This window comes from Spirochaetae bacterium HGW-Spirochaetae-1 (assembly GCA_002839375.1).
Classification (GTDB): Bacteria; Spirochaetota; UBA4802; order UBA4802; family UBA5550; genus PGXY01.
This window is the reverse complement of the sequence record PGXY01000001.1, coordinates 316,201-342,386: the sequence shown is the minus strand read 5'-3', so window position 1 is coordinate 342,386 and position 26,186 is coordinate 316,201. Positions and strand designations below refer to the sequence as shown.

The following is a 26,186-nucleotide window of genomic DNA, read 5'->3' as shown; positions in this document are numbered from 1 at the left end:
CCGGTTTATCCCTAACAGGACCCGCAATCGATTGACAAAAACAAGGTCGCTCTGTATTTTGTAAGTGCAGGGGACGAATTATGGTTTCGACTGCAAGTGTAGACGTATAGCTGCATGTCGAGTGCGCTGTCATCTCGTAAAACGTGGCAGAAAAAATTTAACTGCAAACAATAATTTTGCACTAGCAGCCTAAGAACTGCTACGTCTCTAAGATATTCGCTCCTCTGGAATACTTAGAGGCGTCAAATACAGAGGATAGCCCGATATTCAACTCCCGGAGTGGCGGGTGAAACAACAGGGGGCGAGACTTTCAATGACGGTTCCTGTTCCTGGCCTGAAAGTTGGAAATAAATGAGCAGGATAAACATGTAGACGCTGTATGGCTATTTTGTAGGACGCGGGTTCGACTCCCGCCGTCTCCACAGTATTTTTATTTCTCTTTTATAAATCCTATGTCATCGAGGGTAGTGAGGAGCCTGTTGCTTATTTTGTCCAGAAGAGCTTTTCTAACCCGTTCAGTGTTAATTTCATTAATATCATAGCCGTTGGACTGATGGTCCATGAAGACTATATTCTTTTCCGCATCAACCACCGCCACTACTGAATTAATATCCAGATATTGCAGTTCAGCGGAATAATGTCCGTCCACTTCATACAGGATAAGACTGTCGAGACCATTTTCCTGCATGATCTTGTCTATGGCCTCCCTGTTATCACGAAGATATAGTTTGACCACACCCATGGACTTATAGGTCAGAAACTCGTTTTCATCGGATAGCTGATAAAAGCGATTGATCTCCGAGGTATACTGCTGGAGCTCCATACCTGGATTTTTAATAATCATGACATCGTTGACAGTCTTATAGCCTTCAAGAAAGTACAGAAGATTCAGCTGGTTCTCAGAGAAGGGGACGATGCTGCTGTTAGGCATACGAAACAGTATGCCCGATTTTTTCAGGCGAGATATATCCTTTGAGTTTTCAAAAACCGTTTTAATTGAGTAGGATGAGCATGATATGCCTGCAATAAGAGCGATAAACAGGACCATCTTTTTCATAATTCTATCCCTGTGTGATTAGTTATTCAATGATGCCAGAAGCCTGCTGCCCATATCGGTCAACTCGATTGATACGGCATAACTGGAGGAAGATTCGATATATCGGATTACATTAAAATGTTTCAACCAGGAGAAAAGATAGAAATCAAGAAAAGAAATGGACATGAGATCATTTTCCGCCGCAAATCCGGTCATTTCAAAAAATTCATTGGCCAGCTTATGAATGAAAACCCTTTTCTTCTGCCTGAGCAGCAGATCCCTCATAATCGTACGGTCCGCATGAAGAGCACGGGCTGCCTCATCATTGGAAGGGAATATATCCTCCCAGCTGACCCGGTTCCAGAACGAGTTGATGAGCAGAAAATACAGTGAACGAGTGGAAATATCATCTTCGATCCGCGAGACCTTCCTGTTTTTTACAGAGATAATCCCGGAACTCTTCAACAAGGAGACCATCTGCTTCAGATGAATAAGAAGAATATCTTCATCGTTGTTGATCTCATCGAACAGGGATATCTTTTTTATTTTGTCCGCTACGGATTCATAGAAGTCTTCAGAAAGTCTGGCGTCGGCTTTCACCGGCGAGGGATGGTCCGCCAGGGAATCAAGCACATGTCGCGCCAGCTGAACGGCGAAACAGTTGCCCATCTCCGATGCCGCATAGCGATGGCTGCTTTCTTCCAGGGATTTATAATAAGTTGCGACGGCTTTATAGATATCGGGTCCATCGATTCTTTTCTCAGGGGAGTAAGTTCCGTTTTCCCCGGTATAGAAAGGAATCACAAGAGCCGTATTGGTGTGCGGACTTCTCAGCCCGGATTTGAATTCTCTTTTTTTAGGCATTTCTATTATCAATAACCATTCTCTATTACAGGGCCCGGAGTCCCGCACGATAGTCAATTAATTTACTACATTAATTGAGTAAATTAATTAAGTAAATTAATTTTTTTCCAAAATTGAAAAAAAATTAATTATTTAAACCCCCACCCGACATGGTGCTGAAAAATCAATTACACTGCTTTTGAGATAATACTGAAAAGGAACGGCATGTGGGATACCTGAGATAATTAAATAAATAATTAATTTAAAAAAGTCAAGATAATTACCGCTTTTCAATAATTTTTATGATAAAAAATTAATCGAGGATGGTATTTACGGCTTCCCGGGCTAAATTACCCTGGGCAATTAATGCCGTTTTCGGATATTCCACGATGTTCTGTGCTGTCCGGGCCGACACGGGGGTCATCACCCCTTCCGTACCGGAAGGATATTCCGCCAGAGTTTTCCCCATCATTTCCTGGAGCTTCGAAATGATCTCGCCGGCACCACGCGATTTCCCCTGAAGCCGCCCATCAAGGGCGTCGAATCCTACAACGGAGGGAATTGTTCCAAGAGTCATGGCCTCGCCGATCTTCCTCATTTCTTCGATTTCTCCCGCGGCGTTTATGCGTCCCATCTCAGCAGCGGGAATATTGATAACTCTCTGGAGCTGGGCCGCAACCGCCGGTTCCTCACGCTGCACATCACCGGGAATTTCGGAAACGGCCTGGGAAAGCGCAGCCTGATCGATTTTACCCTCGATCATGGCCTGCGATGCGATATTCCGAAGCTGTGCGGAAATAATGATGGCCTTCTGAATCAGGCTCTGCGAGACCTGGGCGATGCTGAGAGCATCTCCCATTGATCGTTCCATGGCAAGACGTGCTAATATGGATTGCTGCACTTGATGATCGAAAAGTCTATCCTGCGTTGATTTACTGACTGGACCGCCTTGAGGCATGTTATTCCGGGATGGATTGCCGCTCCTCACCGGAAGAGCCGCGCCATCTCTCACATCCGATGCAATTTTCATAATTAACCCTCCCTGGTGCCCGGAATAAATATAAAAAAAAAGGTCTCTTCTGTCAAACTATTTTACAGTGTCCTCGGCTATTCAAATATCTTTTCGTCGGACTGATCGGCGTTAACAGCATCGGCCTCCACGTCGCGGACATTCTCTTTGGATATCACCTTTGCGTATTCCTTGTACCATTCGTTCTGAATAATGAGCTGCATGATTTCATTTGACCCTACCCAGATCATGGAAAGCCGGATATCCCTGACAATCCTTTCCAGGGGATACACATTTGTATACCCAATTCCGCCCATGACCTGCATGCAGTTATTGGCGATTTCCCAGGCCGTCTCAGTGATGAATTTCTTCGATTCCGAGACCATCCGGCGTATCCTCCCGGCATGAACCGAACCGGCATCCACGGCCAGGGCCGTTGTGTATGCCAGGGACCGGCAGGCGTCCAGTTTCATCACCGAATCGGAGACCTTGAAACCCACGGCCTGGAAATTCATGATGGGCTGACCGAAGGCCTTTCTCTTCGATGTATATGCCGTGGCTATCTCTATAGCTGGACGCACGGACCCGATGGTCATGGCCGCCGTTCCCAGTCTTTCGGGAATCATCATCCTGATAAAAACCTCATACCCGCCATTAATGCCGTTCAGGGCATACCGGCCGGGAACGCGCACCTCGTCGAATATAACACGCCCGGCGCCGCCGCCCCGGACTCCCATGAGTCCGTAGATATATTTTGACTCAACACCTTTTGTCCGGGGAACCATGAAGGCCGTGATCCTCTTGTGGGGAGGCGCCGACGGATCGGTGACTGCATAAACCAGGAACCAGTCGGCTCCCTCGGCACCGACGATAAACCTCTTCTGCCCTGTCAGTATCCAGTCATCACCGTCTTTTCTGGCCGTCGTAGCGGCCCCGAAGAAATCGGACCCGCCCCGGGGTTCCGTCAGGCATTCCGCGGCGTAAACATCACCTTTCAAAAGGGGAACAACAATTTCCTTTTTCAGCTCCTCATTGCCGAACTCAATCACGGCCTCGGCAACGATATCGGCACCCACGCCCCAAAGGCAGGCGAGAGAATAGCTTGCCACACCGATCTCCTCGGCGACAATGACATCATCGACCCAGCCAAGGCCCCGCCCGCCGTATTCCGCGGGAAGACGTATACCCAGAAGGTTCCGTCTCCCGGCCTCTTTCAGGTATTCATGGGGAAACTGGATTTTTTCAGCATCCATGTCCAGGATCATTTCCCTGGGAACCCACCTGGTAAAATCCCGCGCTTCGTTGCGCAATTTTTTCTGTTCTTCCGTCATTAAAAAATCAAACATGTCATGCCTCCTGTCGCTTACATCGCCAAGGTTATTATTCTATTGTCCCTTTTTTGATTTTCTGGCCGTCAGTTCATCATGCCTTTTCCTGAGATTGTCGCGCAGGGCCAGCAGGTCCTTCTCGAAAAGTGCCAGTTCCTCCCGCTTCTGCTGAATATCCTTAAAACGCTTCTCTATGTACTCCAGGCTTTTCTGAATCTGACTCACTTCATTTATTTCGCTGTCGGCAAAACCTATCATCTCGGAAATCTGCTCCAGTGACGCACCGAAATGCTTTCCACGCAGAATGAGCTTCAGCCTGGTACGGTCCTTTTTGTTGTACACTCTCTGGTTGCCGGGAGTCCGCGCCGGTGAGATGAGGCCTTTCTCCTCATAAAAGCGGATCGTCGAAGCACTGATATCCAGCTGTGAAGCCAGCTCAGATATGGTGAAGGTTTCATTTTCTGCCATACCGTCTCCATATATTTAAAGTTAAAGTTAACTTTAAATATATATTCCCCTATTGTCAATAATTTTTTATCCGGCAGATACTATCGATACGTCTTGCTATTTAAAAAAGATATGGATTTACAGCGGGTATTGCAAGATAATGAAAGGCTTTCGCAGACATCTGTGCAAATACATCAATCGTCGTCGGATGGCGAAACCGATCCTTTATCACTTTCAAGAGGCCAGGGAAATATCTCTCCAGCCCTGGCAAAGGCGAAATCCTCCACTGAGCTGATCCAGTTCATATACATCTCAATGAGCTCCCTGCCGAATGCCGTGAGGCGATATCCTTCTTTGTTGCTGATCTTTTCAATCAGGTTGTTGCCCAGCAATTCCTCGGTCCTCTTTATCTTTCCCCAGGCCCCCCGGTAGGACATGCCCATTTCCTCGGCCGCCTTTTTCAGGGAACCATACTCCTCGATCTTCCTGAGAAGCTGCATGCGCCCCAGGCCGAAAAGGACTCCTCCTTCCTTCTCCAGCCAGCAATGAATCCGTACATAAGGTTTATCCTGCATAATACAGGGCATATCCAGCCTGTTCGTTCTGTCAATATATAAATGCAGTTTTGTTCATTACCACCACAATCTCCCCGATGCCTCGAGCCTGCTTTCTCCTTTGCCGTCCTGTCCCAGATGTTGTTCATAGCGCAGGGAAAAACCACCGTGACCCGATTTCAGAGCCAGCTTGCAGGCCAGGATATTGCCCGCACCCCTTTCACTGATTCCCGATGCCAGCGCATTCTGCAGAGGCAGGACCACCAGGTAAAGGGGAACCTTTTTATCGGCCTGTACCCGTACGTAGCTGAAGGCGATGGCAAGGATATCGATGGGCGTAACTGCCATCCCCGTCATCACGCTCCACGATGTTTTTTGACAGGTAACCGAATGGAAGGATAGCGCACCCAGGTCGGCCCTGACCCGTTTTCCCAGGAAACAGGACACATCACCTTTGCCGTGGATTTCTTTTTCTTCATTGCCGCTTCCTTCCTTATGTATCCAGGACAGGTCCAGGAGCGTTTCAAGTTTTTTGCCGTGCCACTTCACATAACATCGTTCCCGGATTTTTGATCGAAGGTCTTTTTCATAAAGGCCGGGAACCGTTTTTCTTTCACCCGTATGGGAAGCGCCGGCCTCCAGTGCTCCCCATGGACGGACCGAAAGGGCCATGTCCCATTCCCGGCGCGGCAACCCGGCCGTGGATGAATCGGGAGCATAGTAATTGTTCCCTGTCATGGTCGAGGTACAGGCCAGGGCAAAGAGGGGATGGCGAAGCCTGATCCCGCCGGAAAAAGCATACCCGTCATTCCATATATAACCGCGCTTCCCGGTCCGGGACTTTCCCGTCATGGCTGCCTCGGCGTAGGCATCAAAATAATCATCGCCGTACCGGGCAAAAATGCTTAATCCCGTCACACCGTCAAGGCCGCTTTCCTGCGGAAGGTCTTCGCGAAAATCCCACGAGAGCGCCCTGAGCCTGCTGTCGGTAAGATCGGTTCCCATGTACTGCATCTGCAGGCTGCATGAATCATTGCCTTTTATTTCCGCCGTGAGCCCGAAGTTCCTGATGTATACGGGTTCCACCGATGGAAATCGTTCCCCGGTCTTGCCGTTGATGGTGCCCAGGGAAGAACCGACCTTTCGTTCTTTGAAATCATCCTCGCTGATAAAACGGGGACGCATGGAGTAAAATGAATACAATGAGCACGATAGCGGCTCAAACAGGAATTTCTGGCTCGCGGCGATTCCATGAAAGGAATAGACCGGGCTCCCGGAATAGGCCGGCTTTACAACAAAGGAGGCAGTGGGAAAGGGCCGCGATGCGAAAGGGCTGGACGATTCATACTGCCGCACACCCACGATGAGTCCCGAGCCGCAGTGAATCATAAAATTGCCCATGATCAGGCTGCTGCCGGGGAGAATATTGTTTATAAAAATATTCCAGGCAATATCGTGCTCCTCCAGGGTCCGCACATAGGAATGAGCCAGAAAAAGGGTTATATCACCGTCAAAATCGACCAGCACCTTCTCCCGTGAAAACTCCCTTCGGTTTTCATCATAATCGATGACATCCCTCCGGTATTCACCGCTCACCTCGTAACGGGCACCCCATAGATGATCAGCGCTCACAGCAAGGCCCATTATTGTCACAATGATCATTACCGGAAGGAGGCGCATATCTTTCTCACCTTTTCCTTATCGCCGTCATCAAGCTCGCCCGCTTCCCTGAGATAGCGGTCTACGGCAACCAGCCCTCCCTCTTTAGCCTGTTCAGTTATTTTCAGGGACGCCAGGGGGCGTATCCCCGCATCGACCAGGAGTACAAACATCCTGCGTCGCTCCTCATGGTATAATCCTTTTTGTTCCTGCCGCTTTCCCTTTTTGCCGTGGTTATCACCGGCATTGTCCCGCTTTTCTTCCCGGGCAAAACCATGGGCGTATTCATGGAGCTCCTTGATATCAGCGCTGTTCATTCCAATCTGATAGAGGGATTTTTCCGAGACCGGACCGATGAGCTGCCGGTATTTATATATCCTTTCGGCGTAGTCTTCATTCACAACGGGAATACCGGTCAGTTCCTCAAGCGTACAAACATTGATATTTATCTTTTCACGAATTTTTTTCCGCCGGCTTGACGTGCTTTTCATCGAATCAAACTGAAGGGAGGGCAGCGCGATATGATCATACATGAGAGTTACGCTGAAAGAATGTGTGGCCCCCAGGTAGGGATGAAACTTCAGGCAGTATGATGAACTGACATGCCCGTACAGAAGAACGGCGGCTGCAGAGCATGCTGTGGTCTCACGAACATAGCCCATACTCAGCGAAAAAGCGGGCAGGATATGCGCCGTTGCTGAAATGGTGTTCAGCAGGGTCCCCGATGACTTCGAGATATTCCAGATCAGTGAAAATCCCCGGACCGGTACAAACCGGATACCGCTGCTCCACCGGGGCTGCAGAAGGGAATCCCTTTCATCATAAATCATAGCCCTGATGTTTTCCAGCGTGAAAGACAGATCCAGCAATGAAAATAATGAAAGAACCGCGGACCACTGCAGGTCGAAATAATTTTTCTCCACGGTGATGGAATCGATGTCTATTCCCAGGTTGCACCAGGCAGCGTCGATTCCCGTGGTAAAAATTTTACCGAAGGTATAGCCCATGCCGCTCCTGACAGTGTTTTCCCGGTACCCTTCCATGCCGAAATGGGCCCATGATATCATAAATCCCAGATTGCCGGCAGGCATGGTAAAAACGGTCATTCCCGCCATGAGATCCTTCAGGGAATAGGGCTGCTCGAAGGAAAAGCCGAGTGATGGTGTGGCCGACAGTACGGCATAACAGGCGCGGTCAGCCCTTCCGGGAACAGTGTATTCCACGGCCGCCTCCGTGACCGGAAAAAGTTTTGACGCTCCGACAGGGCTGTATTCAAAGGAGGAGAATAAGGCCTTTCCGCATAACAGGATCAATAGTATTTTAGACATATGTCGTCTTCCTATCCCGGCCATGACAACGCCCGTTTCCCTGCCGGCGGACTACGGGACACCGTACCGGATCCATACTGAGCGCTTTCATGGCACCACCACCAGGTAGATGGTTTCAGTTCCGGCGATTTTCCTCTTCGATTCCGTTGACTCTACAAGCCCGATATACATACCAGCACCGGCCCTGCGTCTCCTTCCGCTGTTCCTCCAATGGACGGAAAAATATCCGGGCTGAACCGATTCAAAGAGCGGAGATTCATAGACCATGATTCCCGTGACGGTAAAAACCCGGAACCGCAGGTTGGACTGTTCATAGACAAAAAGGGGGATTTCCACATCGGCCGTGAATTTTACGGCAATGCGCTTCTTAAGACTCCTGACGAGCCTTCGCTTCTTCACAGAAATATTCGTTATGTTTTCCCGTCCCGGAGTCTGGTATTTCGTGACCATGAAATCCTGCAGGGAATTTGTATCCGCCGTTGATATGCGCGAGACACCCTGGTATGGCAGCAATCCCTGCAGACCAATATCAATACACCGCCCCTGCAGATCTTCTCCGGTTTCACAGATCCATTGACCGCAGTTTGCGGCATCATCGATGTAAGAGCCTATGGAACTGTTCATGGAACCGTCGCGGTTGGAGTAAGCCGCAAAATCGATAATACCCCCGTTGGACGGATCATCATCGGTGTCGATGGCCACTACCCCATCGGAGTTCCACAGGCTGCTCGTGTAATTATTACAGTACACATCGCGGCACCCGTTACCATTGACATCTCCCAGGCCATCGGTTTCATCCTGTCCCCCGGGTTCCGTGAGATGAACGACGAGAAACCGATCATCATAGGCCGTTTCCGGCCTGTCATAACTGTACAGGGTCACCGGCTCCGATGCCAGCGGCTCATTTGTGCCGTAATACATGGTAACGTAAAGCGATGATACGTCCATGGAATCCCGATCATCGCTGCGAAAGACGATCTCAACCCAGTCATGGACCGAATCGGTGACAAATTCATTTATCTGCAGCCCGGCGGAAAGCGGTCCTCTGAAGAATGCCATTACCAGTGCCGCTGAGATTATAATCCTGATCATCATCATTACCCCTCTGCTATATACAACGAAGGAGTACCGGCACTATTGAACTATTTCTGAAAAAAATTATTGCTATTCAGACTGGATGGGATATTAATTCACCTTATGAAGATACCTGCGTACAAACATCTGATCCTGTTGATCCTTATTGCCTTTTTTATTCTTCCTTCATGCCGGAATAAAACAGAAAATATCCTGCCCCGTGCGCAGAAGGGAATTCTGGATTGTCAGGGCGTGGATATACGAAAAACGGGCCCCATACCACTGGCGGGAGAATGGGAATTCCACTGGAAAAAGTTCATTGCACCGGAGTTATTCCTGATGGAACACCCCACCGATGAACCATCGTATATCACCGTTCCCGGAGCCTGGAATGACACGCCGGCAGTTCATGAAAAAATCGGGGGGAATGGTTTTGCCACTTACCACCTGCGTTTGACCTCTGTCCCGCCGGGAGATGTGGCCTTCAAGATCATTTTCATGGCAACGGCATACCGTCTTTTCATCAACGGCACACTCGTGGCTGAAAACGGCCGGGTGGGAGAAACCAGGGACAGCTCACACCCCGGCCTGAAACCGCAGATTGTTAACTTTCACAACGAGCGGAAGGACATGGACCTCGTTCTGCATATATCCAATTTTCATCACCGCGTCGGCGGCTCATGGCATGCTATTCTCATGGGGACTCCCTGCGATATTGCATCTCTGAGGGAAAAAAATCTCGGCCTCAACCTGTTCCTTCTCGGTGCTATCCTTATCATGTTCCTGTATCATCTGTCTCTCTATATTATCCTGAAACGGCAGTCCCGGTCACTCCTCTATTTCTCTCTGGTCTGCCTTTTTATCGCCGTACGCATCATGGTTTCCGGCGAATACTACCTTACACATATCTTCCCCGGCCTGTCATGGCTGGTCATCAACAGGCTGGAGTATCTCTCCTTTGTGGCAACGGTTCCCCTTCTGGCCATGTTTGCTTTTTCCCTGTATCCCGAAGAAATGAATAAAGTCATAGTGCGGATAATTCAGGCCGTGAGTCTTGTCATCTCCGTTATCATAATAATTACACCTTCCTGGTTCTACACCTTCACCGCCCATGGATATCAGGCATTTGCCGTACTGACGGGCCTGTATATTCTTTATGCGCTTATCCTTTCACTCTTACGAAGGCGGGAGGGGGGCTTCATACTCCTCGCGGGGTTTCTTCTGCTCTTTCTCACGGCGCTCAATGACATACTCCATGATGATGGAATTATACATACCGGCTACTTCATTCCGGCGGGGCTTTTAATGTTCATTTTTTCCCAGGCCTTTCTCCTTTCATTTAAATTTTCCCATTCATTCCGCGACGTGGAAATACTGTCGGCATCACTCCGGAAAAAATCCGCCGACCTGGAGCTTAAAAATATAACACTGGAAAAAACGCATCTTAAAATGGAAGAAATGAACAGGGGACTGGAGGAGAAGGTCAGGGAAAGAACACGGGAGCTGGCCATGGCCAGTGAAAAACTTGAGAACATGGCTCACTACGACCAGCTTACGGGCGTGCCGAACCGGTGGCTTTTCTATGACCGGCTGAAGATGATAATTGAACAGTCACTGCGCGAAAAAAGCGAATTCGCCGTTTTTTACATGGATCTGGACGGTTTTAAAGAAGTCAATGATGAATACGGCCATGAAACCGGGGACAAAACTCTCCAAGAACTCTCGGACAGGCTGGGAAAACTCCTGCGTAAATCGGACACGCTGGGAAGACTGGGCGGCGATGAATTCGCATTTCTCATACCGGGAATAAAGGACAGCAATGACGCCATGCAGACTGCGGAAAAAATTCTCTCGGCCATGCACAACAGCTTCATCATCAATGAAAAGCATATCCGCTTCACTGCCAGCATCGGCATAAGTCTTTTCCCCACGGACAGCATGAATTCTGAAGATCTCATTAAAAAGGCCGATAAAGCCATGTACCTGGCCAAAAAATCAGGCAAGAACAGGTACCTGTTTTATAAATCGATAAATTGAAACAGGGACAAACCCTTATCAGGCCGAGGTATCGATTTTTTTCCCCTTCATAGCCCCCTTTGTATTTTCCTTAATCTTGTCAAGGGTATCCATGTTATTCTTGTCCGTGGTTACGGAGTCGGTGTAATCCCTGGATACCTGACGGCTGGTTTTTTGCATTGGTGTCGGACCGGAAATTCCTTTAATATCCATAATTCCCTCCCTGGTAATCATAGGCACATTTAAAAATCTAGCTTTCACCCACGCATAAATTCTTCCCCTTATAAAAAGGAACCGGAGGGGAAATTGAGCCTGATTTTTCGCCCTTTGTGCCTGTTAAACACTAATATACGACACGCCTTTCCATAAGGCAAGAATTAATTTATATTTTCACTACACTCCAGGGCTTCCGGAGAGAATGTTTTTTAAAAGTGACGGCCGGATATCCCAGAGTCAACACGGCAAGTATCCTGTTTTTACCGGGTATACCCATGGACTTCTTTATGCCCGGAGCCCGGTTTATGGACTCCACGGCATAGCCGATATAGCAGGTACCCAGACCCAGGGCGTGGGCAAGGATGGTCATATTGTAAGAGGCATACTGGGCATCTTCCAGCGGCGTGCTCCCCTCCAGGCTGCCATGAATTATTATGACCGTCGGGGCACCGTGGAACAGCCGGTCATTTCCCCTCTCCGCTTCGGCCATGGCCATTTTCACGCTTGCATAATTTCTGTTATAATATCTAAGAAGCTTCGTGCCTATGAAAGGGATGGTCCCGTATCGCAGGAAAGGATTTTCGACCAGCCTGTTTATTTTCTCAAAAAATGTTTTTATTTCCCGGGCAAGCCCCCACACCTTCTCTCTGCCATTGATGACCGCAAATTCCCAGTTCTGACAGTTGCTCCCCGAAGGGGCCGTCACGGCAAAGCTGATGAGATCGTCGATAACCGAATCGGATACCTCCCGTTCACGATACTTCCTGACGCTTCTCCTGGAGCGGATGATATTTATAAGCTCCCCGGCCTGAATATCCTTCTTTTCCTTCACCTGCTCACGATAGGAAAGGCCTTTAAACTCGGGCTTTCTCAACGCAGATGGATCAAAACTGATGGCATCGGCTGGACAGATATCATAGCAATGGGAACAGAGCATGCATTCCTCGGCGTTTGTCACAATACGGTTATCGTCAATGGCCAGGATGTCTTTGGGACAAATAGAGACACATTTTTTACAGAGAATGCATTTTTTATGATTTATTTCCGGCAGCAGTTTCATTGGTCACCCCTGTTTGTTAATATTTCTTTTTATTATCGGGTAAAGCGCTTCCATATCACGATAACAGGATTGCAGGTTCTCCCTGCACACGTCAGCTGTCAACAAAAGTATGTATAACCTGAACCGGGGCCAGAACACTGAAGGGCGGGATATCATTGTCCTGGCCCCCTTTTCCTCTTGATTATCATTCTTTTATCAAAAAAAACGGGACCCGTGTTAGAGATCCCGTTATGAAAATACAATGTTATGTACTATGGAGGTATCATTATCATTGCACTGAATTCGGATAAATTATGGGAACATTCAAAATTTAATGTTCCAAGGTTCCCTTATAGAAGTTCCCTTATTGTATTTTAGCCTTCACCTCTTCAGATACCGGTCCCATGGCCCCTGATGCCAAAATGGACTTCATCTCTGCGCCGCCCTTACCCAGGACAGTCTCCAGGAGCCAGAGATTATGCTCGCCTACCCTGGGCGAGTATCCCCGGTTTTTTATCTCGCTGTTCCGCGCCTTCTGGGACGGTCCATAGATGCTTATAATGCCGGCGCCGGGCTGATCAACATCAACCTTCAGGCCCCGTGCCTCGGTATGGGGATGTTCAAATACTGCCTTGATATCATTTATCGGAGCCACCGGTGCCCCGTTTTCACTGAGAACCTTGAAAACCTGTTCTGACGTTTTATCAGCGGCCCAATCTTCAACTATCTTCTTTAATTCTGATTCATTTTCATTCCTCTTGAAAAAATTGCAGAAGCGTTCATCCTTTATGAGGTCCGGCATGCCCATGCCATTACACAGCGTCTGGAATGTTTTATCTCCGGCACAACAGATCATCACATGTCCATCCATGGTTTTATAGGAATCAAAGGGAGTGACATGGGGATAGCGATTCCCTGTACGCCGTGGCAAATTCCCGTTTATGGTATAATCCACCCATTTAACCTCCAGCAGATTCACGGCCGTATCGTACATGGATATATCAAGATATTCCCCCTCACCGGTCCGTTCCCTGGCAAAAAGAGCCGCGCAGATGGAAAAGGCGCTGTTCATGGCCGTGGCCAGATCCAGGACAATAGAACCGGTTTTGAGAGGTTCACCTCCATCATAGCCCGTGGAACTCATAAAACCTGACATGGCCTGCATGATGGAATCATAGGCGGGAAGATGGGAAAGCGGACCATACTGGCCGTATCCCGACAGGGACAGCATGACCAGCTTCGGATTAACTTCTTTCAATACATCATAGCCGAGACCCAGTTTATTCATAACACCGGGCCTGAAATTTTCCACCAGTACATCGGCCGTTCCCACAAGCTCCTTAAAAAGCATTACACCTTCGGGATTTTTCACATCAATGGTGATAGCCTTTTTGCCCCTGTTCATGACGAGGAAAGAACCGGAAAATCCATTCTTGTAAGGAGGGAAAAACCGTGCGTCCTCACCGCCGGGCTTTTCCACCTTGATAACCTCGGCCCCCATGTCTGTAAGAAACTGTGTTGTGGCAGGACCGGAAATATTAGCGGTAAAATCAATTACACGAACACCATCAAGCATTCCTCTCATTTTTTTATCCTCCAATAATTTTATTTTTTATATACATACTATATTTATGTTTATATTTATATTTTATGGTTGATTGACCAATCAATAATACCTGAAAAAAAGAGAAATATTACAGCCCCCCGTTAAGGGGGCTGTAATAAAACTAACCTGAAGATCCCGCATTATAAATGAAGATCTACTGAAGGGGTAGATGGATTGCCGCATTATTTGACTGCCATTGATTCCCTGGTTTTTACCGTGCCCACGGCACCGGTTTCGATGATCTCATCGATCTCGCTCTCGGACTTGTTCAATATTTCCTTCAACACCCATTCGGTGTGCTGACCATGTTCAGGAGCCGGTCCCTGAACCTTGATGCTGCTATTGCGCGCCTTTAGCGGCGGGCCGTAAATGTCAACGGTTCCCCTGTTGGGCTGTTCAACATTCACATGGAGACCCCGCGCCTTTGTATGAGGATGTTCTATGACTTCACTTACCTCAAGTACGGGAGCTCCGGGAAAATCAAACTTAACCGATATGGCCTCGAGCTCCTCGAGAGTATGCTTTGATACCCACTCCTGGATTGTGGCTGTAAGCACGGGCTCATTGGCATTCCGTGTAAAGAGATTGTTAAAACGCTCATCGGTCTTCATTTCGGGATGACCCATGGCATCGCATATCTTATGGAATGTAATATCACCGGCGCTGCATATCATGAAATAACCATCCTTCGCCTTATAGGTATCGAAGGGGGTTACATAGGGATAGCGGTTCCCGGTACGCTGCTGGGATTTTCCCGTAACTGTATAATTTGTCCAGGTCCCCGCCATGAGGTTTATACCCACATCATACATGGACATATCAAGAAATTCACCTTTGCCGGTTTTTTCGCGGGCATACAGTGCGGCACATATGCCAAAAGCGGCCTGCATGGCTGTGGCAAGGTCGATAAGGATTGGACCGCCTTTTGTCGGTGGACCGTCGGGAAAACCTGTCGTAGCCATAAATCCAGTCCTTGCCTGGATGATTGAATCGTAAGCCGGCCTGTCGGCCAAAGGACCATATTGTCCGTAACCGGAAAGGGAAAGCATGACCAGCTTGGGGTTGATCTTTTCCAGCTCATCATATCCCAGTCCATATTTTTCCATTGTACCCGGTTTGTGGTTTTCAACCAGAACATCGGCATTGGATACCAGCTCTTTAAAAAGCTGTTTTCCCTCTGCCTTTTTAAGGTCGATAACCATTCCTTTTTTACCCCTGTTCATGACAATAAAGGGCGTTGAGAATCCGTTTAAGTGAGGCGGAAAAAGCCTCGAGTCATCGCCAAGCCCCGGTTTTTCAATCTTGATTACCTCTGCACCCATATCGACAAGAAACGTTGTTGTTGCCGGGCCTGAGACATTTGCAGTAAAATCAAGAACACGAACGCCATCGAGCATTCCTCGCATGTGATACCTCCATAAAAATTGAAAATTACCGATGCCGGTTCTCTGTCTGTTTTGAACAGGCACCCGATTCTTTCTTCTGCCTTTTGTCTGAAGTAGCCGCACCTGCCGGTATACTTTACCATTTCAAGAAAAATTTATGAATGAATACCGTACAGATGGCTTTTAATTGGACGTCCAACCAAATTTTTTAAAACATACATATTCATTCATAAAGTCCCCGGACTTTTGCTTTTTCCGCGTCCGCTCTTCAATGATAACACCGAAACGTGCAGCACCTCCCCCCTCTTTAAAAAAGCCCTGGAGGCAGATATATTTTCAACAAATAATATCTGCGCTCCAGTTTTAGAAATGCAAGTAAAATATTACATAACTGAAAATCCAATCACTTATCATCAGGGTATTAATTGATTGGACAACCAACCAAATGGTATCAACAAAAAACCTCTGTCAAGTCCTTTTGTATTTTTTTTAGAATTTCCAACAGAAAAGTTGCCGAAAATACGGTTCTTTTCAGAGGACACTAATTCATGCACTTTACCCCATAATCTCCAAAAAAAACTCGACATATATTTGATGGAATATCTAGTGGTTATCAATTCTTTTAGTAAAATGATCATTTGGGAAAAAGATAAAAATAGAACCGTTATGGAAAGCGGCGTAAAATTCAATGAAAAGGCCCTGCTGAAAATTGCCGGCCGATGTTATGATCTGCTCCAGTCGGCTCCCAGCAAAAAGGACGCCCTGAGGAAAATTTCCATAACAGCAACCCGGGAATTCGGAGACTACTTCGGGCCTATCATACTGCAGGACCCCAATGAAATATCCGTCAATTTCATCGAGCTACTTGATCAAATTGTCTTCGAGATGGACGAGAATCACTCCGGCGAGGATAATATCCGCGAATACATCATCGATGACCTTTACGCACGCATCAACATATACCTGGAAATATTCAAGGATATAGACCTGTACAAGCAGGGGCTGTCAAAAAGGATTTTCTGCGCCGACGACACCATAATAATCCGTCACTTCAAAATGCGTGAATATATCCCCGATATTTTAAAAGAATTCCAGGAGCAGCCCAATCTGCAGAAACCCATATTGAAATGCCTTCTCACTTTCCAGGCCGATGACCTGCTGAATTTTTATTACCAGATCGCTCAGGGTATTTACTGCATTGAAATAAAATCCCTGGCCCTTATCGGGTTGAAGGGATTCAATTCCAAGTTCACCAACTGGCATAAGCTGAAAACCTCCGACGATGAACTGGCTTCACTTATAAGCTACATCGAATCCTTTGAGCCCGCGGACATTCACACCAACGCCCTGCCTTATGACCTCAACACCCTGTTTTTTGTCATCAACTTCATTGAACAGCACAGGACCGGGATTATAAACAATAAAACAGTTTACTGGATATACAGCGTTTTCAAGACATTCCTTCACATCAATATAGAGAATTCATTTTTTACCAGCATCTTCGCCTCGGTGTCAAATATACTGATTTCCATGGAGAGCGAATATATAAAACGCTTTGCGGAGCGCGAAGAGGAGCTGATCTCGTTTATCTATTTTCTTGATATCCTGCCCCGTTCGATATTTGACCGGATCACGGTCAAGCTCGATGCCCTGGAAAAGGATTTTATTCAGAAGGTCAATGAAATTATTTCCGCCGGGAAAATCACCCTCGACGAGGTCAACTCCAACACCATCAGTTATCTTCTCTGGAATTCTCCCCGTTCCTTCTAGGATCACCCCGTCTACTCATCGCGAATATCACGACGCTGCTGGTACGCCTTAATCTGCAGGACCCTGACCGTGACGAACCAGACCGAGGGAGAAAGAAGCCCCTTGTACATATGATATTCCCGGTCCTTCATCATTTCACTGAAACCGGTTTTGAGAATTTTCGGGACGTCGTCGGAATTTAACCGGTTTTCCACGGCCACCACCGATATGCCATAGGGACTGGCGCTGTCGCTGTGCATGCTCACGCCCAGGGTGGAATAGATGCCCGACTGCATGCGCTGCCGATAAAATTCAAGAAAAGCAGCGTCGGGGATATCGGCCCACAGAGAAAGCGTCCCGTCGGAAAGGAGCACCCTGCCCGCCGTCTTCATATCCTCCCCGGCCGAGACCGTGATCATTTTTCGCAGAAGACGCGGGATATTCGTCTCCAGTTTCTGATGGCTCACGATATGCCCGTCGGCAAGAAGAGGATACATCTCGGGAATGGTATAGGGATTTTTTAATTTGCCGGAACCGTTATCGTATATTTCATCAAGCCCTCCCCTGACCCGGGCCATGCCAGGCTGGTAAGGATTGACCGTGAGAATGCCATCGTGCCAGTTTACCGCGCCATAGAGAGAATAAAAAAGGCGACCGGCTTCAAAATAAACATCGATGCTTTTGCCGTCCTTATCAAAAAGCCTCTGATGATAGGCGGCGTATTCATGCCTCCCGCCGCTTATATGGGCCAGCTGGTCCTGGAACTCGCTGGTGTCATACTTCAGTTTCCCCAGGGACAGGGAGTTGATGAGAATTTTCTTTTTCCTGGCCACAAGGGCATAGCGTTCCGGGAAACCCGCAAGGGGAATGGGCGAGTTGTTAATAATGACCAGTATATGTCCCGCATCGTGCCGCCAGATGATGCTCTGTACGGCATACCGGAGCGCCTTTTCAAAGCTGTCTTTTTTAAAAGCGCCCACGGGCTTCAGCTTACCAAGACCGTCCGTGAGTGTTTTCATGGAGTTCACGGCAACGAAGCTTTTGTCGAAGGTGTATCGGTCGGAATAGGGAACTATGTAGACCCGTGAATCTATTCCTTCAGTTCCCATGTAATTGCGGGAGATATCTATAATACCTTCCTGAATCTGCTCCCATTCGTTGTTGATGCCGTAGGACATGTCGATCATGAAGACAATATCCAGGTTTTTTTTTCCCGTATCCTTCTGCTTCTTTGCAAACTGCGGAAAGGATTCACGAACCTCTCTCTCGGCCAGTTCAAAAAGAGTGTCGGCGTTTATTTTTGTCTTTGCCAGCACCCTCTTCTCCCTCACGGAAAAAAGGACGCTCTCGGAAACATATCCCCTGTCAAGTTTTGTAATCGTTCCCGCCAGTATGTAATCGATGAATTTCCCTTCACCCAGGAGAACAAGATCTTCCGCCGTAATGAGCTTCTGGGTATCGATTTTAAAAGTCTTGAGAGCGGTGGACACATCACGCTGAGGAAAAACAGTAAGGGTTGACTTCAATGAAACTGCGACGGTCAGGAGCTTCGCATATTCCACTCCGGTATTCATTTCAAAGGAATCGGAGGGATTTTTAACCCTGTAGGGCAGTACCGCCACATCGGCATGGGCCGCGGTCCCTGCCAGCACTATCAGCATCACTACAATTCTTAGTATCATGTCTGCACCTGCGTTACAACGTTGACGTTTATACACCGGGGGATGTGTTCCTTATCCAGCAGATAGCGGTAAATAGTTATAATTGCAAGAATTTATTCCTGTTTAGTATAGTATTTTTCAACAATGTACCCGTTCCCCGTTAAGAATATTCCGGTACATACCGGTATATTCTGGGTATGCACCGGAATATATGACCCTGAACAGGGTTAAATGAGAATAATTGTCGTTGCGGACAGAAATTGAGTTGATTTTTTATATGAAAAGGGATAATTTCGTTCACATCATATTTAAACATCTGCACTACACATTACTTCATTACTTTAAACCGGAGGTCACTGATGAGCAAACGAATTTTATCATTCATGATTTCGCTCGTTATTATTCTTACTTTTTCCACCCTGTCCTTCACTCAGGATCAGCCTGCAGGCGACACTGAAGTGACGACTGAAAAACCCGCAGATACAACTACAGCCGATACCGAAACAATAAAAAAAGAGGAACCGGCCGGAGTCGTTTCCGCTCCAGAGGACAAAGAGGATACGGCAGTAAAGACAATATCCATCGTGGGCGAACCCGATGAAATAAAGTTCACTGCCGGGGAAGCGAAGATCTATTTTGACGGCTACAACACCTACATCAACAACAGGGTGGCCTATAAACTTTCCGCTCCCGAGGATGTGGAAGCATACAAAATTTATTTTTCCATAAACAGCGGCGAGGAAAAGGTATATTCAAAACCCTTCACGCTCACCAAAGAAGGATCCCATGTCATCAAATACCAGAGTGCCGACCGTATGGAACGCCGCGGCAACGGCAACGTCTTCACCCTTGTCCTGGATAACTCGGCACCGGAAACGGCCCTTCTGGCCGACAAGCCCGTAATCCTGAAGGAAAAGACGCTCTATGCCTCAAAGTCACATGTATTCTTCATACGATCAACGGACCGGTATTCCGGCGTGAGCAGGATAGAATATGGTCTCAACAGCGATGAAATGGCAGCCTATGCCAATCCCTTTATACTGCCCCAGGACAAGAAGGAAAGCACGCTGAAAATAACGTCCACGGACAATGTCACCATCAGCACCAAACGCTTTATTCTCCAGGCCCAGGACCAGCAGGGACAGGCCGTCAACGTGAGCGATTCCATGGTGACCCTGACCATCGACGACAAGTCTCCCGATGTTTCCATTAAGCCTGACAAGGAGATGGCGAAAAAGAATGATAAAAATATCGTTGCCGTTCCTTACATCTACACTGTTTCGGCCGCCGATGAAGAATCGGGTGTAAACGCCATTCTCGTCCGAGTCGACGGTGAAAAACAGTTCCGTGAGTACAAGGAACCTCTGAAATTCAACGATCATGGCAAACATATAATCGAGGCAAAGGCCGTGGACAAGGTGGGCAACATAAGTGAGCCCGTGTCCCTGGCAGTATATGTCGATACGGCACCGCCGGTCACCACCATCAAGGCCCTGACCGACGATAATGAACAGAAATAACGCGGAGGTGAAACATGAAAAAAAATAATATATCTCTCTTAATGGCACTGATCCTGACCCTTTTTATCTCATCATTCTCCTTTTCCCAGGATGCAGTGACCGATGATCGTCCCATCGTAACAGAAGACAAAACGGCAGATACGGTAAAGGATACCGATACGGCGGCAGTGGAAGGCAAGAAAGAAGCAGCAAAAGCTGCGGAATACGCGTCGGTGAAAGCAGCCGTATATGACGACGGACTGGCCACCTATATCAACAGCCGTGTAAAATATGATATCACGGCCACGGACAACGCGCTCACCGATAAAAGTTTTTTCAAAGTAAACGAAAGCCCGGAGGCGACATTCGAGAAGCCCTTTAACCTGGAAACAGAGGGCAAAAATGTCATCACCTATTACAGCGTTGATAAAATGGGGAACAGGGAAAAAGACCGGTCCATGGAAGTTACCGTGGACAATACACCTCCCGTGACCATGGTGAAGTCCAGCATGCCCGTATACAAGGGAGGAGAAAAGCTGTTTATCTCCAGCACCTACCTCTTCAGTATTACTTCACAGGACAACTCATCAGGACCGGGAACCATAGATTACAGCCTGGACGGCCAGACATACAAACCCTATGATGCCTCCTTCTCCGTAACAGGGACCGGCGAGGCGGTCATGAAGGTAAAAAGCTCTGACAATGTCACCAACACAACGGAAACATTCACGCTCATCCTGAACGGAACGGAAAACGAGCCGCTGACGGTACAGGGAAACAGCGCCACACTGACGCTGGACAACACGGCACCGGCAGTGGATATAAAATCCGCCATGGAGCCGAAATCCTTGGACGGTAAAAATATCGTCACCTCTTCGAACAAATATGAAATCAGCGCCGGCGACGATGGTTCCGGTGTTGCCACGATCTTCTACAAAATAGACAAGGCAGAAAAATGGATTCCCTATACGAAGGCGATAGAATTTTCCATTTTCGGCGAGCACCGGATCGAGGCCATGGCCGTGGACAATGTGGGCAATGCCAGCACACCGGTATCTCTTACTATTTTTATCGATGTAGTGCCGCCCGATGTAAAGGATACCACTGCAGAATAAATGCAGGGAGGGAACAAGATGATACGTAAAACAACTATCGTACTGACTATTATAGTCCCCCTGTTCCTGTCAGGGTGCGCCATGTTCAGCAAGCCCGAAGGCTGTGTTGAAGGCAACTGCAAACAGGGGCCCGGAAAGATTCAGCACCCCGACGGGGTCACCTATACGGGAACATTCAAGGACGGCAAAAAGGATGGCCAGGGAAACATGACCTGGAAAGACGGGTCCCGATATGAGGGCGACTTCAAAGACGGTGCAAAGGCCGGGGAAGGGACCTACACATGGACGAGCGGAGCACAATACAAAGGTTCATTTGCCAATGATCAGCGCAGCGGCAAGGGGACCTTCACCTATCCCGACGGTTCGGTCTATGAAGGAAACTTCGAAAAAGGCGAACGCAGCGGGACAGGGTCCTATCTCTGGAAAAACGGCAACCGCTACAACGGAGAATGGAAGGACGGGAATATGGCCGGACAGGGAACCATGACCTGGGCAAACGGCGATACCTACGAAGGCCAATGGCAGAACAACCTGATGAACGGCCAGGGAACCTACCGCTGGAAAAACGGTTTTTCCTATGCAGGACAGTGGAAGGATGGGCTCATGGACGGAGAAGGAACCTACAATCGCATCGATGGTTCCAAAATATCGGGCATCTTCGAAAAGGGAAAGTTCCTGCGGGAAAAATAAAACTCTCTATACTGACAAAATATCAAAAGGGGCGGTCTTCATCAACCGCCCCTTTTTAATGTACTTTCCAATGCGGTGCAAATACCATATTTTCCTTTACAAAAATTCACTCACTATTTAACTATTGCCCAGCAGCATAAAAAATAAAGAAAGCTGCAATAATTAATAACAATCCTTTCATCAATTGTGGACATTTTAATGATTTTGTATTGCTTCTAAAAGGTTATGGGCTGGAATGTGCAGAAAGTGATTGTTGTATTCTATCAAAGAGGATGAGAGGTAAACATGAAGGACGTTGTTATTGCTTCAATCGTAAGAACCCCCGTTGGCTCCTTTGGAGGAGCTTTAAAGACTGTGTCAGCGGTTGATCTAGGCGTCATCGCCGTAAAAGAAGCCCTGAAGAGGGCCAATGTGAAACCGGAACAGGTGGACAATGTACTGCTCGGCCACGTATTGCAGGCGGCACAGGGACAGAACACGGCGCGGCAGGTCCTTATCAAAGCGGGCATTCCCCAGGAAGTTCCGGCCCTGACCATCAACAAGGTATGTGCTTCAGGTCTGCGTTCCATGTCTATGGCAGCCCAGATGATCAAGGCGGGAGACGCCGATATCATTGTGGCCGGCGGAATGGAAAACATGAGCCTTGCTCCCTATGCGCTCATGAATGCCCGGTATGGCTACCGTATGGGAAACGACAATATAATAGATGTCATGATAAATGACGGTCTCTGGGATGCCTTCAACCAGTATCACATGGGGATCACGGCTGAGAATGTGGGCGCGCAGTGGAAGCTGACCCGCGAGGAGCTTGATACATTTTCCCTGGCAAGCCAGCAGAAGGCCGAGGCGGCTATTACTGCAGGCCGATTCAAGGATGAGATAGTGCCCGTGGAGATAGCACAGAAAAAAGGCGACCCGAAAATATTCGATACGGACGAATATCCCAAGTTCGGCACAACCCTGGAAGCCCTTGCACGCCTCAAACCGGCCTTCAAAAAAGACGGCATTGTAACGGCCGGCAACGCCTCGGGCATCAATGACGGCGCGGCAGCCGCAATAATCATGTCGGCCGACAAGGCAAAAGAACTGGGTATCAAGCCCCTGGCCCGTATCGCATCCTACGCGTCGGCCGGCGTTGATCCCGCCATCATGGGAACAGGCCCCATCCCCGCCAGCCGCAAAGCGCTGAAAATAGCGGGTTGGAATCCTGCAGACCTGGACCTCATTGAGGCCAACGAAGCCTTCGCAACACAGGCCATCGTAGTCAACAGGGAATTGGGCTGGGACCTGTCCAAGGTCAACGTGAACGGCGGCGCAATCGCCATCGGCCATCCCATCGGTGCTTCCGGAGCGCGTATCATCACCACGCTGATCCACGAGATGAAAAAACGCGGAGCTAAAAAAGGCATCGCCACTCTCTGCATCGGCGGCGGCCAGGGATCTGCCATCACCTTCGAGATGTAATTTCACCATATATAAAATAAAAAAGGTGTCCTGCCGGACACCTTTTTTATTTTAGAGCAGGAATGAAAAGTAGTGCCATGTATACAGTGATTTTCAGAATACATTCAAGGAATGAAAATAGCCTTTCGGACAAGCTCTTTTCCCTGGGTGCGCAAAGCCTTTCCACTGCCCGGGAGAGTGACGGAACAATAGTGATAACTGCCATTTTCGACGCAATCGACAATCTCTCCGGCCATTTCCCACCGGGGTCCATGGAAATACACGAACTTGTTGACTCAAAGTGGAAGTACACCTGGCTCGAGCACTATCATGGCTCGGTCATCAATGATGAGATATCCGTTGAACCCTTCGCCGGCAGTGACACGGTGAGCGAAACAGCTTCCACCCGTCCCTACCGGATACTCCTGGATCCCCGCGATGCCTTCGGCGATGGACGGCATCCCACCACGGTGCTTTGTCTTAAAAAAATCCATGCCTTTCTCTCACCGCTATCCCGCGACAGGAAGAACAGTCTCCATTTTCTCGATGTGGGAACCGGAACGGGCATCCTGGCCATTCTGGCATGTCTCATGGGCGCCGGCCACATAGACGCCTTTGATATCGAAACCGATGCCGTGACAAAGACCCGGTCCAACTGCTCTCTCAACGAGTGCGCCGGTATCAACGTATTCCAGGCCGACATTTCCCTTCATGGCGGGGAACAGCGATACGATCTCATTACGGCCAATCTCCTGACCGGCATTATCAAGCCCAATCTTCCAGCCCTGCACGGAATGCTCCTGCCCCATGGAACTCTCATACTGAGCGGTATCAGCCATATCTGGCATGACGAGATGGTCCTCTGTTTTACCAACAACGGACTCCGCGTTGAGGACATGGAAACGCTGGAAGGATGGAACTGTTATGTCCTGAGAATTTCTCCTTGACATATATAAAAAATTATATATGCTTGAAATGTAATTTTATTTTTACCCTTCAGGAGGCATTATGCGTTATCTTACAGTATTATTCACCATCATGATGGCCGCGGCACTGACCTTTTCATGCGGAAAGAAGAACAAGGAAATGACCGTGCAGGATTTCGCCAAGATCGATATCGAAATTACCACCACGGACCAGAAGCCTGAGACGATTGAGCAGATAGCCGGCAAATACGGTTACACTCTCGACCAGTATAAGAAGTTCGCCGAGAAGGTGGAAAATGACACAGCCATCCAGGAGGAACTGGGAAAAATCCGGCTCGGAGAACAAAAGAACAAGTAACAATTTTCAGGATCCGGTCTTAAAAACAATGGATATCCGCTGCGGGAAATGCAACCAGAAATATCATCTGCCCGATGACCAGGTTGATGACAAGCGTGTCTATTTTTTCTGTGAAAACTGCGGACACCGTATTGTCGTCAACAGGAAAAAAGAGGCCTGGTTCAGCTACCATGTCCCTGAGCCTCTCAGTCATGGCGTTGATATTCTCGAGGGGATATATCTTTCCTTTAACCGGAAAAACTTTTTTATCACCTTTTTCCTTTTGCTTTTCTGGACCTGCATTTTTGCCATAGCAGCCCTGACGGCGTCACGCACCATGACATTTTTTTCCACGCACATATTTCTGGGCGGTTTTATTATTTTCATCATGGCCATGCTCTTCATGTGGACCTTCGATGTGCATCTCTATCTGCTTTCGAAAAACCTCTTCTTCCGGATAAAAAACGGGAAAAATTTAATTTTCTCCGGGGCACGGGCTGATATCGTCCATGACATGCCGTCCCTGGCTTTCATTTCCATGGGCATTCCCGCCATATTTATCCTGGTCATACTTCCCGTATATCTTATGAAGAGTGAATTCGGAGCGGCCTATGCCGGGTTTTTTCATGGGTTCATGCTGGTATGCGCCCTTTTTATTCTGCTCATCCTGCATTGTAAAAACATCCTCATGGCCTTCATTGCCCTGAGGCCCCGTTCCCTGGTGCATACCGTGGGAGGCTTTTCCCGATTTCTCATCGTAGAGAACATCAATATCCCGGTCTACCTGGGAATAATCAGCATCGTGACGCTTTTTTTTGCCGGAATGATATTTCTCCTGCTGGCCGGGGCCCTGACTGTCACTACTCTAACGGCAGGAACAATGCTTCCCTCTCTTCTGCCCCATTCCGGAATATTCCCGGGCTTCCTGGGCAGTGGAGCATTCCCGTCACTGCCCACTGCCGGCCTTGAATCGGCCGATTCATTGTGGAGCGGCCTTGCCATGGCAGGCTTCTGGACGTATCTTTTTTTCCTCGTATTCATCTCCTATACGGTCAACCTGGTTCAGAGCCTGGCCTCGGTTGCCATGAAAATAATGGAGAGCAATCCCGGCAAATCCCTGGGCAGGGGCGCCCTTCTTCTCGGGATGCTCATAACAGCGGGGTTCTTCGTCCTTCTTGCTGGAAAATTTCTCTTTCACATCTGAGTTTCGGAAAACACTGTTAATC

The 26,186-nt window shown here is 48.3% G+C and carries 22 protein-coding genes and 1 other RNA gene; 10 read left to right on the top strand and 13 right to left on the bottom strand.

Annotation, left to right across the window (positions count from 1 at the left end; all coding sequences use genetic code 11):
• The first annotated feature begins 69 nt into the window (after positions 1-69).
• Positions 70-425, top strand: a transfer-messenger RNA (tmRNA) gene (gene ssrA / locus CVV44_01480).
• A 5-nt stretch (positions 426-430) separates the two neighbouring features.
• Here the strand turns inward: ssrA and CVV44_01475 are convergent.
• The 9 genes from CVV44_01475 to CVV44_01435 all read right to left on the bottom strand — a co-directional run bounded on the left by CVV44_01475 (position 431) and on the right by CVV44_01435 (position 9,299).
• The gene (locus tag CVV44_01475) at positions 431-1,057 is read right to left on the bottom strand and encodes a hypothetical protein (GenBank protein ID PKL41333.1); all 627 of its coding nucleotides are present in this window, start codon (positions 1,055-1,057) and stop codon (positions 431-433) included.
• 18 nt (positions 1,058-1,075) lie between these two features.
• A complete protein-coding gene (locus CVV44_01470; GenBank protein PKL41332.1) occupies positions 1,076-1,900 on the bottom strand; it encodes a hypothetical protein in 825 nt (274 codons plus the stop codon).
• Between the two features lie 292 nt (positions 1,901-2,192).
• Entirely contained in the window at positions 2,193-2,909 is a 717-nt protein-coding gene (locus CVV44_01465; GenBank protein PKL41331.1) for a hypothetical protein, read from the bottom strand.
• A 77-nt stretch (positions 2,910-2,986) separates the two neighbouring features.
• Entirely contained in the window at positions 2,987-4,234 is a 1,248-nt protein-coding gene (locus tag CVV44_01460) for an acyl-CoA dehydrogenase (protein PKL41330.1), read from the bottom strand.
• 39 nt (positions 4,235-4,273) lie between these two features.
• The gene (locus tag CVV44_01455) at positions 4,274-4,684 is read right to left on the bottom strand and encodes a MerR family transcriptional regulator (GenBank protein ID PKL41329.1); all 411 of its coding nucleotides are present in this window, start codon (positions 4,682-4,684) and stop codon (positions 4,274-4,276) included.
• A 173-nt stretch (positions 4,685-4,857) separates the two neighbouring features.
• Complete coding sequence (locus tag CVV44_01450; protein PKL41328.1) at positions 4,858-5,250, bottom strand: ModE family transcriptional regulator; 393 nt, start codon at positions 5,248-5,250, stop codon at positions 4,858-4,860.
• A gap of 45 nt (positions 5,251-5,295) precedes the next feature.
• Positions 5,296-6,897, bottom strand: a complete 1,602-nt coding sequence (locus tag CVV44_01445) for a hypothetical protein (protein PKL41327.1) — start codon at positions 6,895-6,897, stop codon at positions 5,296-5,298.
• Positions 6,879-8,228, bottom strand: coding sequence for a hypothetical protein (locus tag CVV44_01440; protein PKL41326.1), 1,350 nt, complete (start codon positions 8,226-8,228; stop codon positions 6,879-6,881). The genes CVV44_01445 and CVV44_01440 overlap by 19 nt, the downstream gene beginning before the upstream one ends.
• A 63-nt stretch (positions 8,229-8,291) precedes the next feature.
• On the bottom strand, positions 8,292-9,299 hold the full coding sequence (locus CVV44_01435; protein ID PKL41325.1) for a hypothetical protein: 1,008 nt from the start codon (positions 9,297-9,299) through the stop codon (positions 8,292-8,294).
• A gap of 102 nt (positions 9,300-9,401) precedes the next feature.
• Here CVV44_01435 and CVV44_01430 point away from each other — a divergent pair, with 102 nt between their 5' ends.
• On the top strand, positions 9,402-11,315 hold the full coding sequence (locus CVV44_01430; protein PKL41324.1) for a hypothetical protein: 1,914 nt from the start codon (positions 9,402-9,404) through the stop codon (positions 11,313-11,315).
• 361 nt (positions 11,316-11,676) lie between these two features.
• Here CVV44_01430 and CVV44_01425 read toward each other — a convergent pair whose 3' ends face one another.
• The 3 genes from CVV44_01425 to CVV44_01415 form a co-directional block, all read right to left on the bottom strand.
• A complete protein-coding gene (locus CVV44_01425; GenBank protein ID PKL41323.1) occupies positions 11,677-12,570 on the bottom strand; it encodes a hypothetical protein in 894 nt (297 codons plus the stop codon).
• A gap of 343 nt (positions 12,571-12,913) precedes the next feature.
• Positions 12,914-14,134, bottom strand: coding sequence for a carnitine dehydratase (locus tag CVV44_01420; protein ID PKL41322.1), 1,221 nt, complete (start codon positions 14,132-14,134; stop codon positions 12,914-12,916).
• Between the two features lie 203 nt (positions 14,135-14,337).
• Positions 14,338-15,561, bottom strand: coding sequence for a carnitine dehydratase (locus CVV44_01415; protein ID PKL41321.1), 1,224 nt, complete (start codon positions 15,559-15,561; stop codon positions 14,338-14,340).
• 609 nt (positions 15,562-16,170) lie between these two features.
• Between CVV44_01415 and CVV44_01410 the strand changes: the two genes are divergently transcribed.
• Positions 16,171-17,310, top strand: coding sequence for a hypothetical protein (locus tag CVV44_01410; GenBank protein ID PKL41320.1), 1,140 nt, complete (start codon positions 16,171-16,173; stop codon positions 17,308-17,310).
• 11 nt (positions 17,311-17,321) lie between these two features.
• Here the strand turns inward: CVV44_01410 and CVV44_01405 are convergent, their stop codons facing one another.
• Positions 17,322-18,950 carry a hypothetical protein gene (locus CVV44_01405; GenBank protein ID PKL41319.1) on the bottom strand — a complete coding sequence of 543 codons (1,629 nt, stop codon included), beginning with the start codon at positions 18,948-18,950 and terminating at the stop codon, positions 17,322-17,324.
• A 359-nt stretch (positions 18,951-19,309) separates the two neighbouring features.
• Between CVV44_01405 and CVV44_01400 the strand changes: the two genes are divergently transcribed.
• The 7 genes from CVV44_01400 to CVV44_01370 all read left to right on the top strand — a co-directional run bounded on the left by CVV44_01400 (position 19,310) and on the right by CVV44_01370 (position 26,164).
• A complete protein-coding gene (locus CVV44_01400) occupies positions 19,310-20,470 on the top strand; it encodes a hypothetical protein (protein PKL41318.1) in 1,161 nt (386 codons plus the stop codon).
• Positions 20,471-20,484: 14 nt separating this feature from the next.
• Positions 20,485-21,564, top strand: a complete 1,080-nt coding sequence (locus CVV44_01395; protein ID PKL41317.1) for a hypothetical protein — start codon at positions 20,485-20,487, stop codon at positions 21,562-21,564.
• A complete protein-coding gene (locus tag CVV44_01390; protein PKL41316.1) occupies positions 21,565-22,254 on the top strand; it encodes a molecular chaperone Tir in 690 nt (229 codons plus the stop codon). It abuts the gene before it with no gap.
• Between the two features lie 285 nt (positions 22,255-22,539).
• A complete protein-coding gene (locus CVV44_01385) occupies positions 22,540-23,718 on the top strand; it encodes an acetyl-CoA C-acyltransferase (protein ID PKL41315.1) in 1,179 nt (392 codons plus the stop codon).
• Positions 23,719-23,780: 62 nt separating this feature from the next.
• Positions 23,781-24,644 carry a hypothetical protein gene (locus tag CVV44_01380; GenBank protein ID PKL41314.1) on the top strand — a complete coding sequence of 288 codons (864 nt, stop codon included), beginning with the start codon at positions 23,781-23,783 and terminating at the stop codon, positions 24,642-24,644.
• A 61-nt stretch (positions 24,645-24,705) separates the two neighbouring features.
• Positions 24,706-24,981: a hypothetical protein gene (locus tag CVV44_01375; GenBank protein PKL41313.1), complete on the top strand. Its 276-nt coding sequence runs from the start codon at positions 24,706-24,708 to the stop codon at positions 24,979-24,981.
• Positions 24,920-26,164, top strand: a complete 1,245-nt coding sequence (locus tag CVV44_01370; protein PKL41312.1) for a hypothetical protein — start codon at positions 24,920-24,922, stop codon at positions 26,162-26,164. Before CVV44_01375 ends, CVV44_01370 begins: the two co-directional genes overlap by 62 nt.
• Positions 26,165-26,186 lie beyond the last annotated feature (22 nt).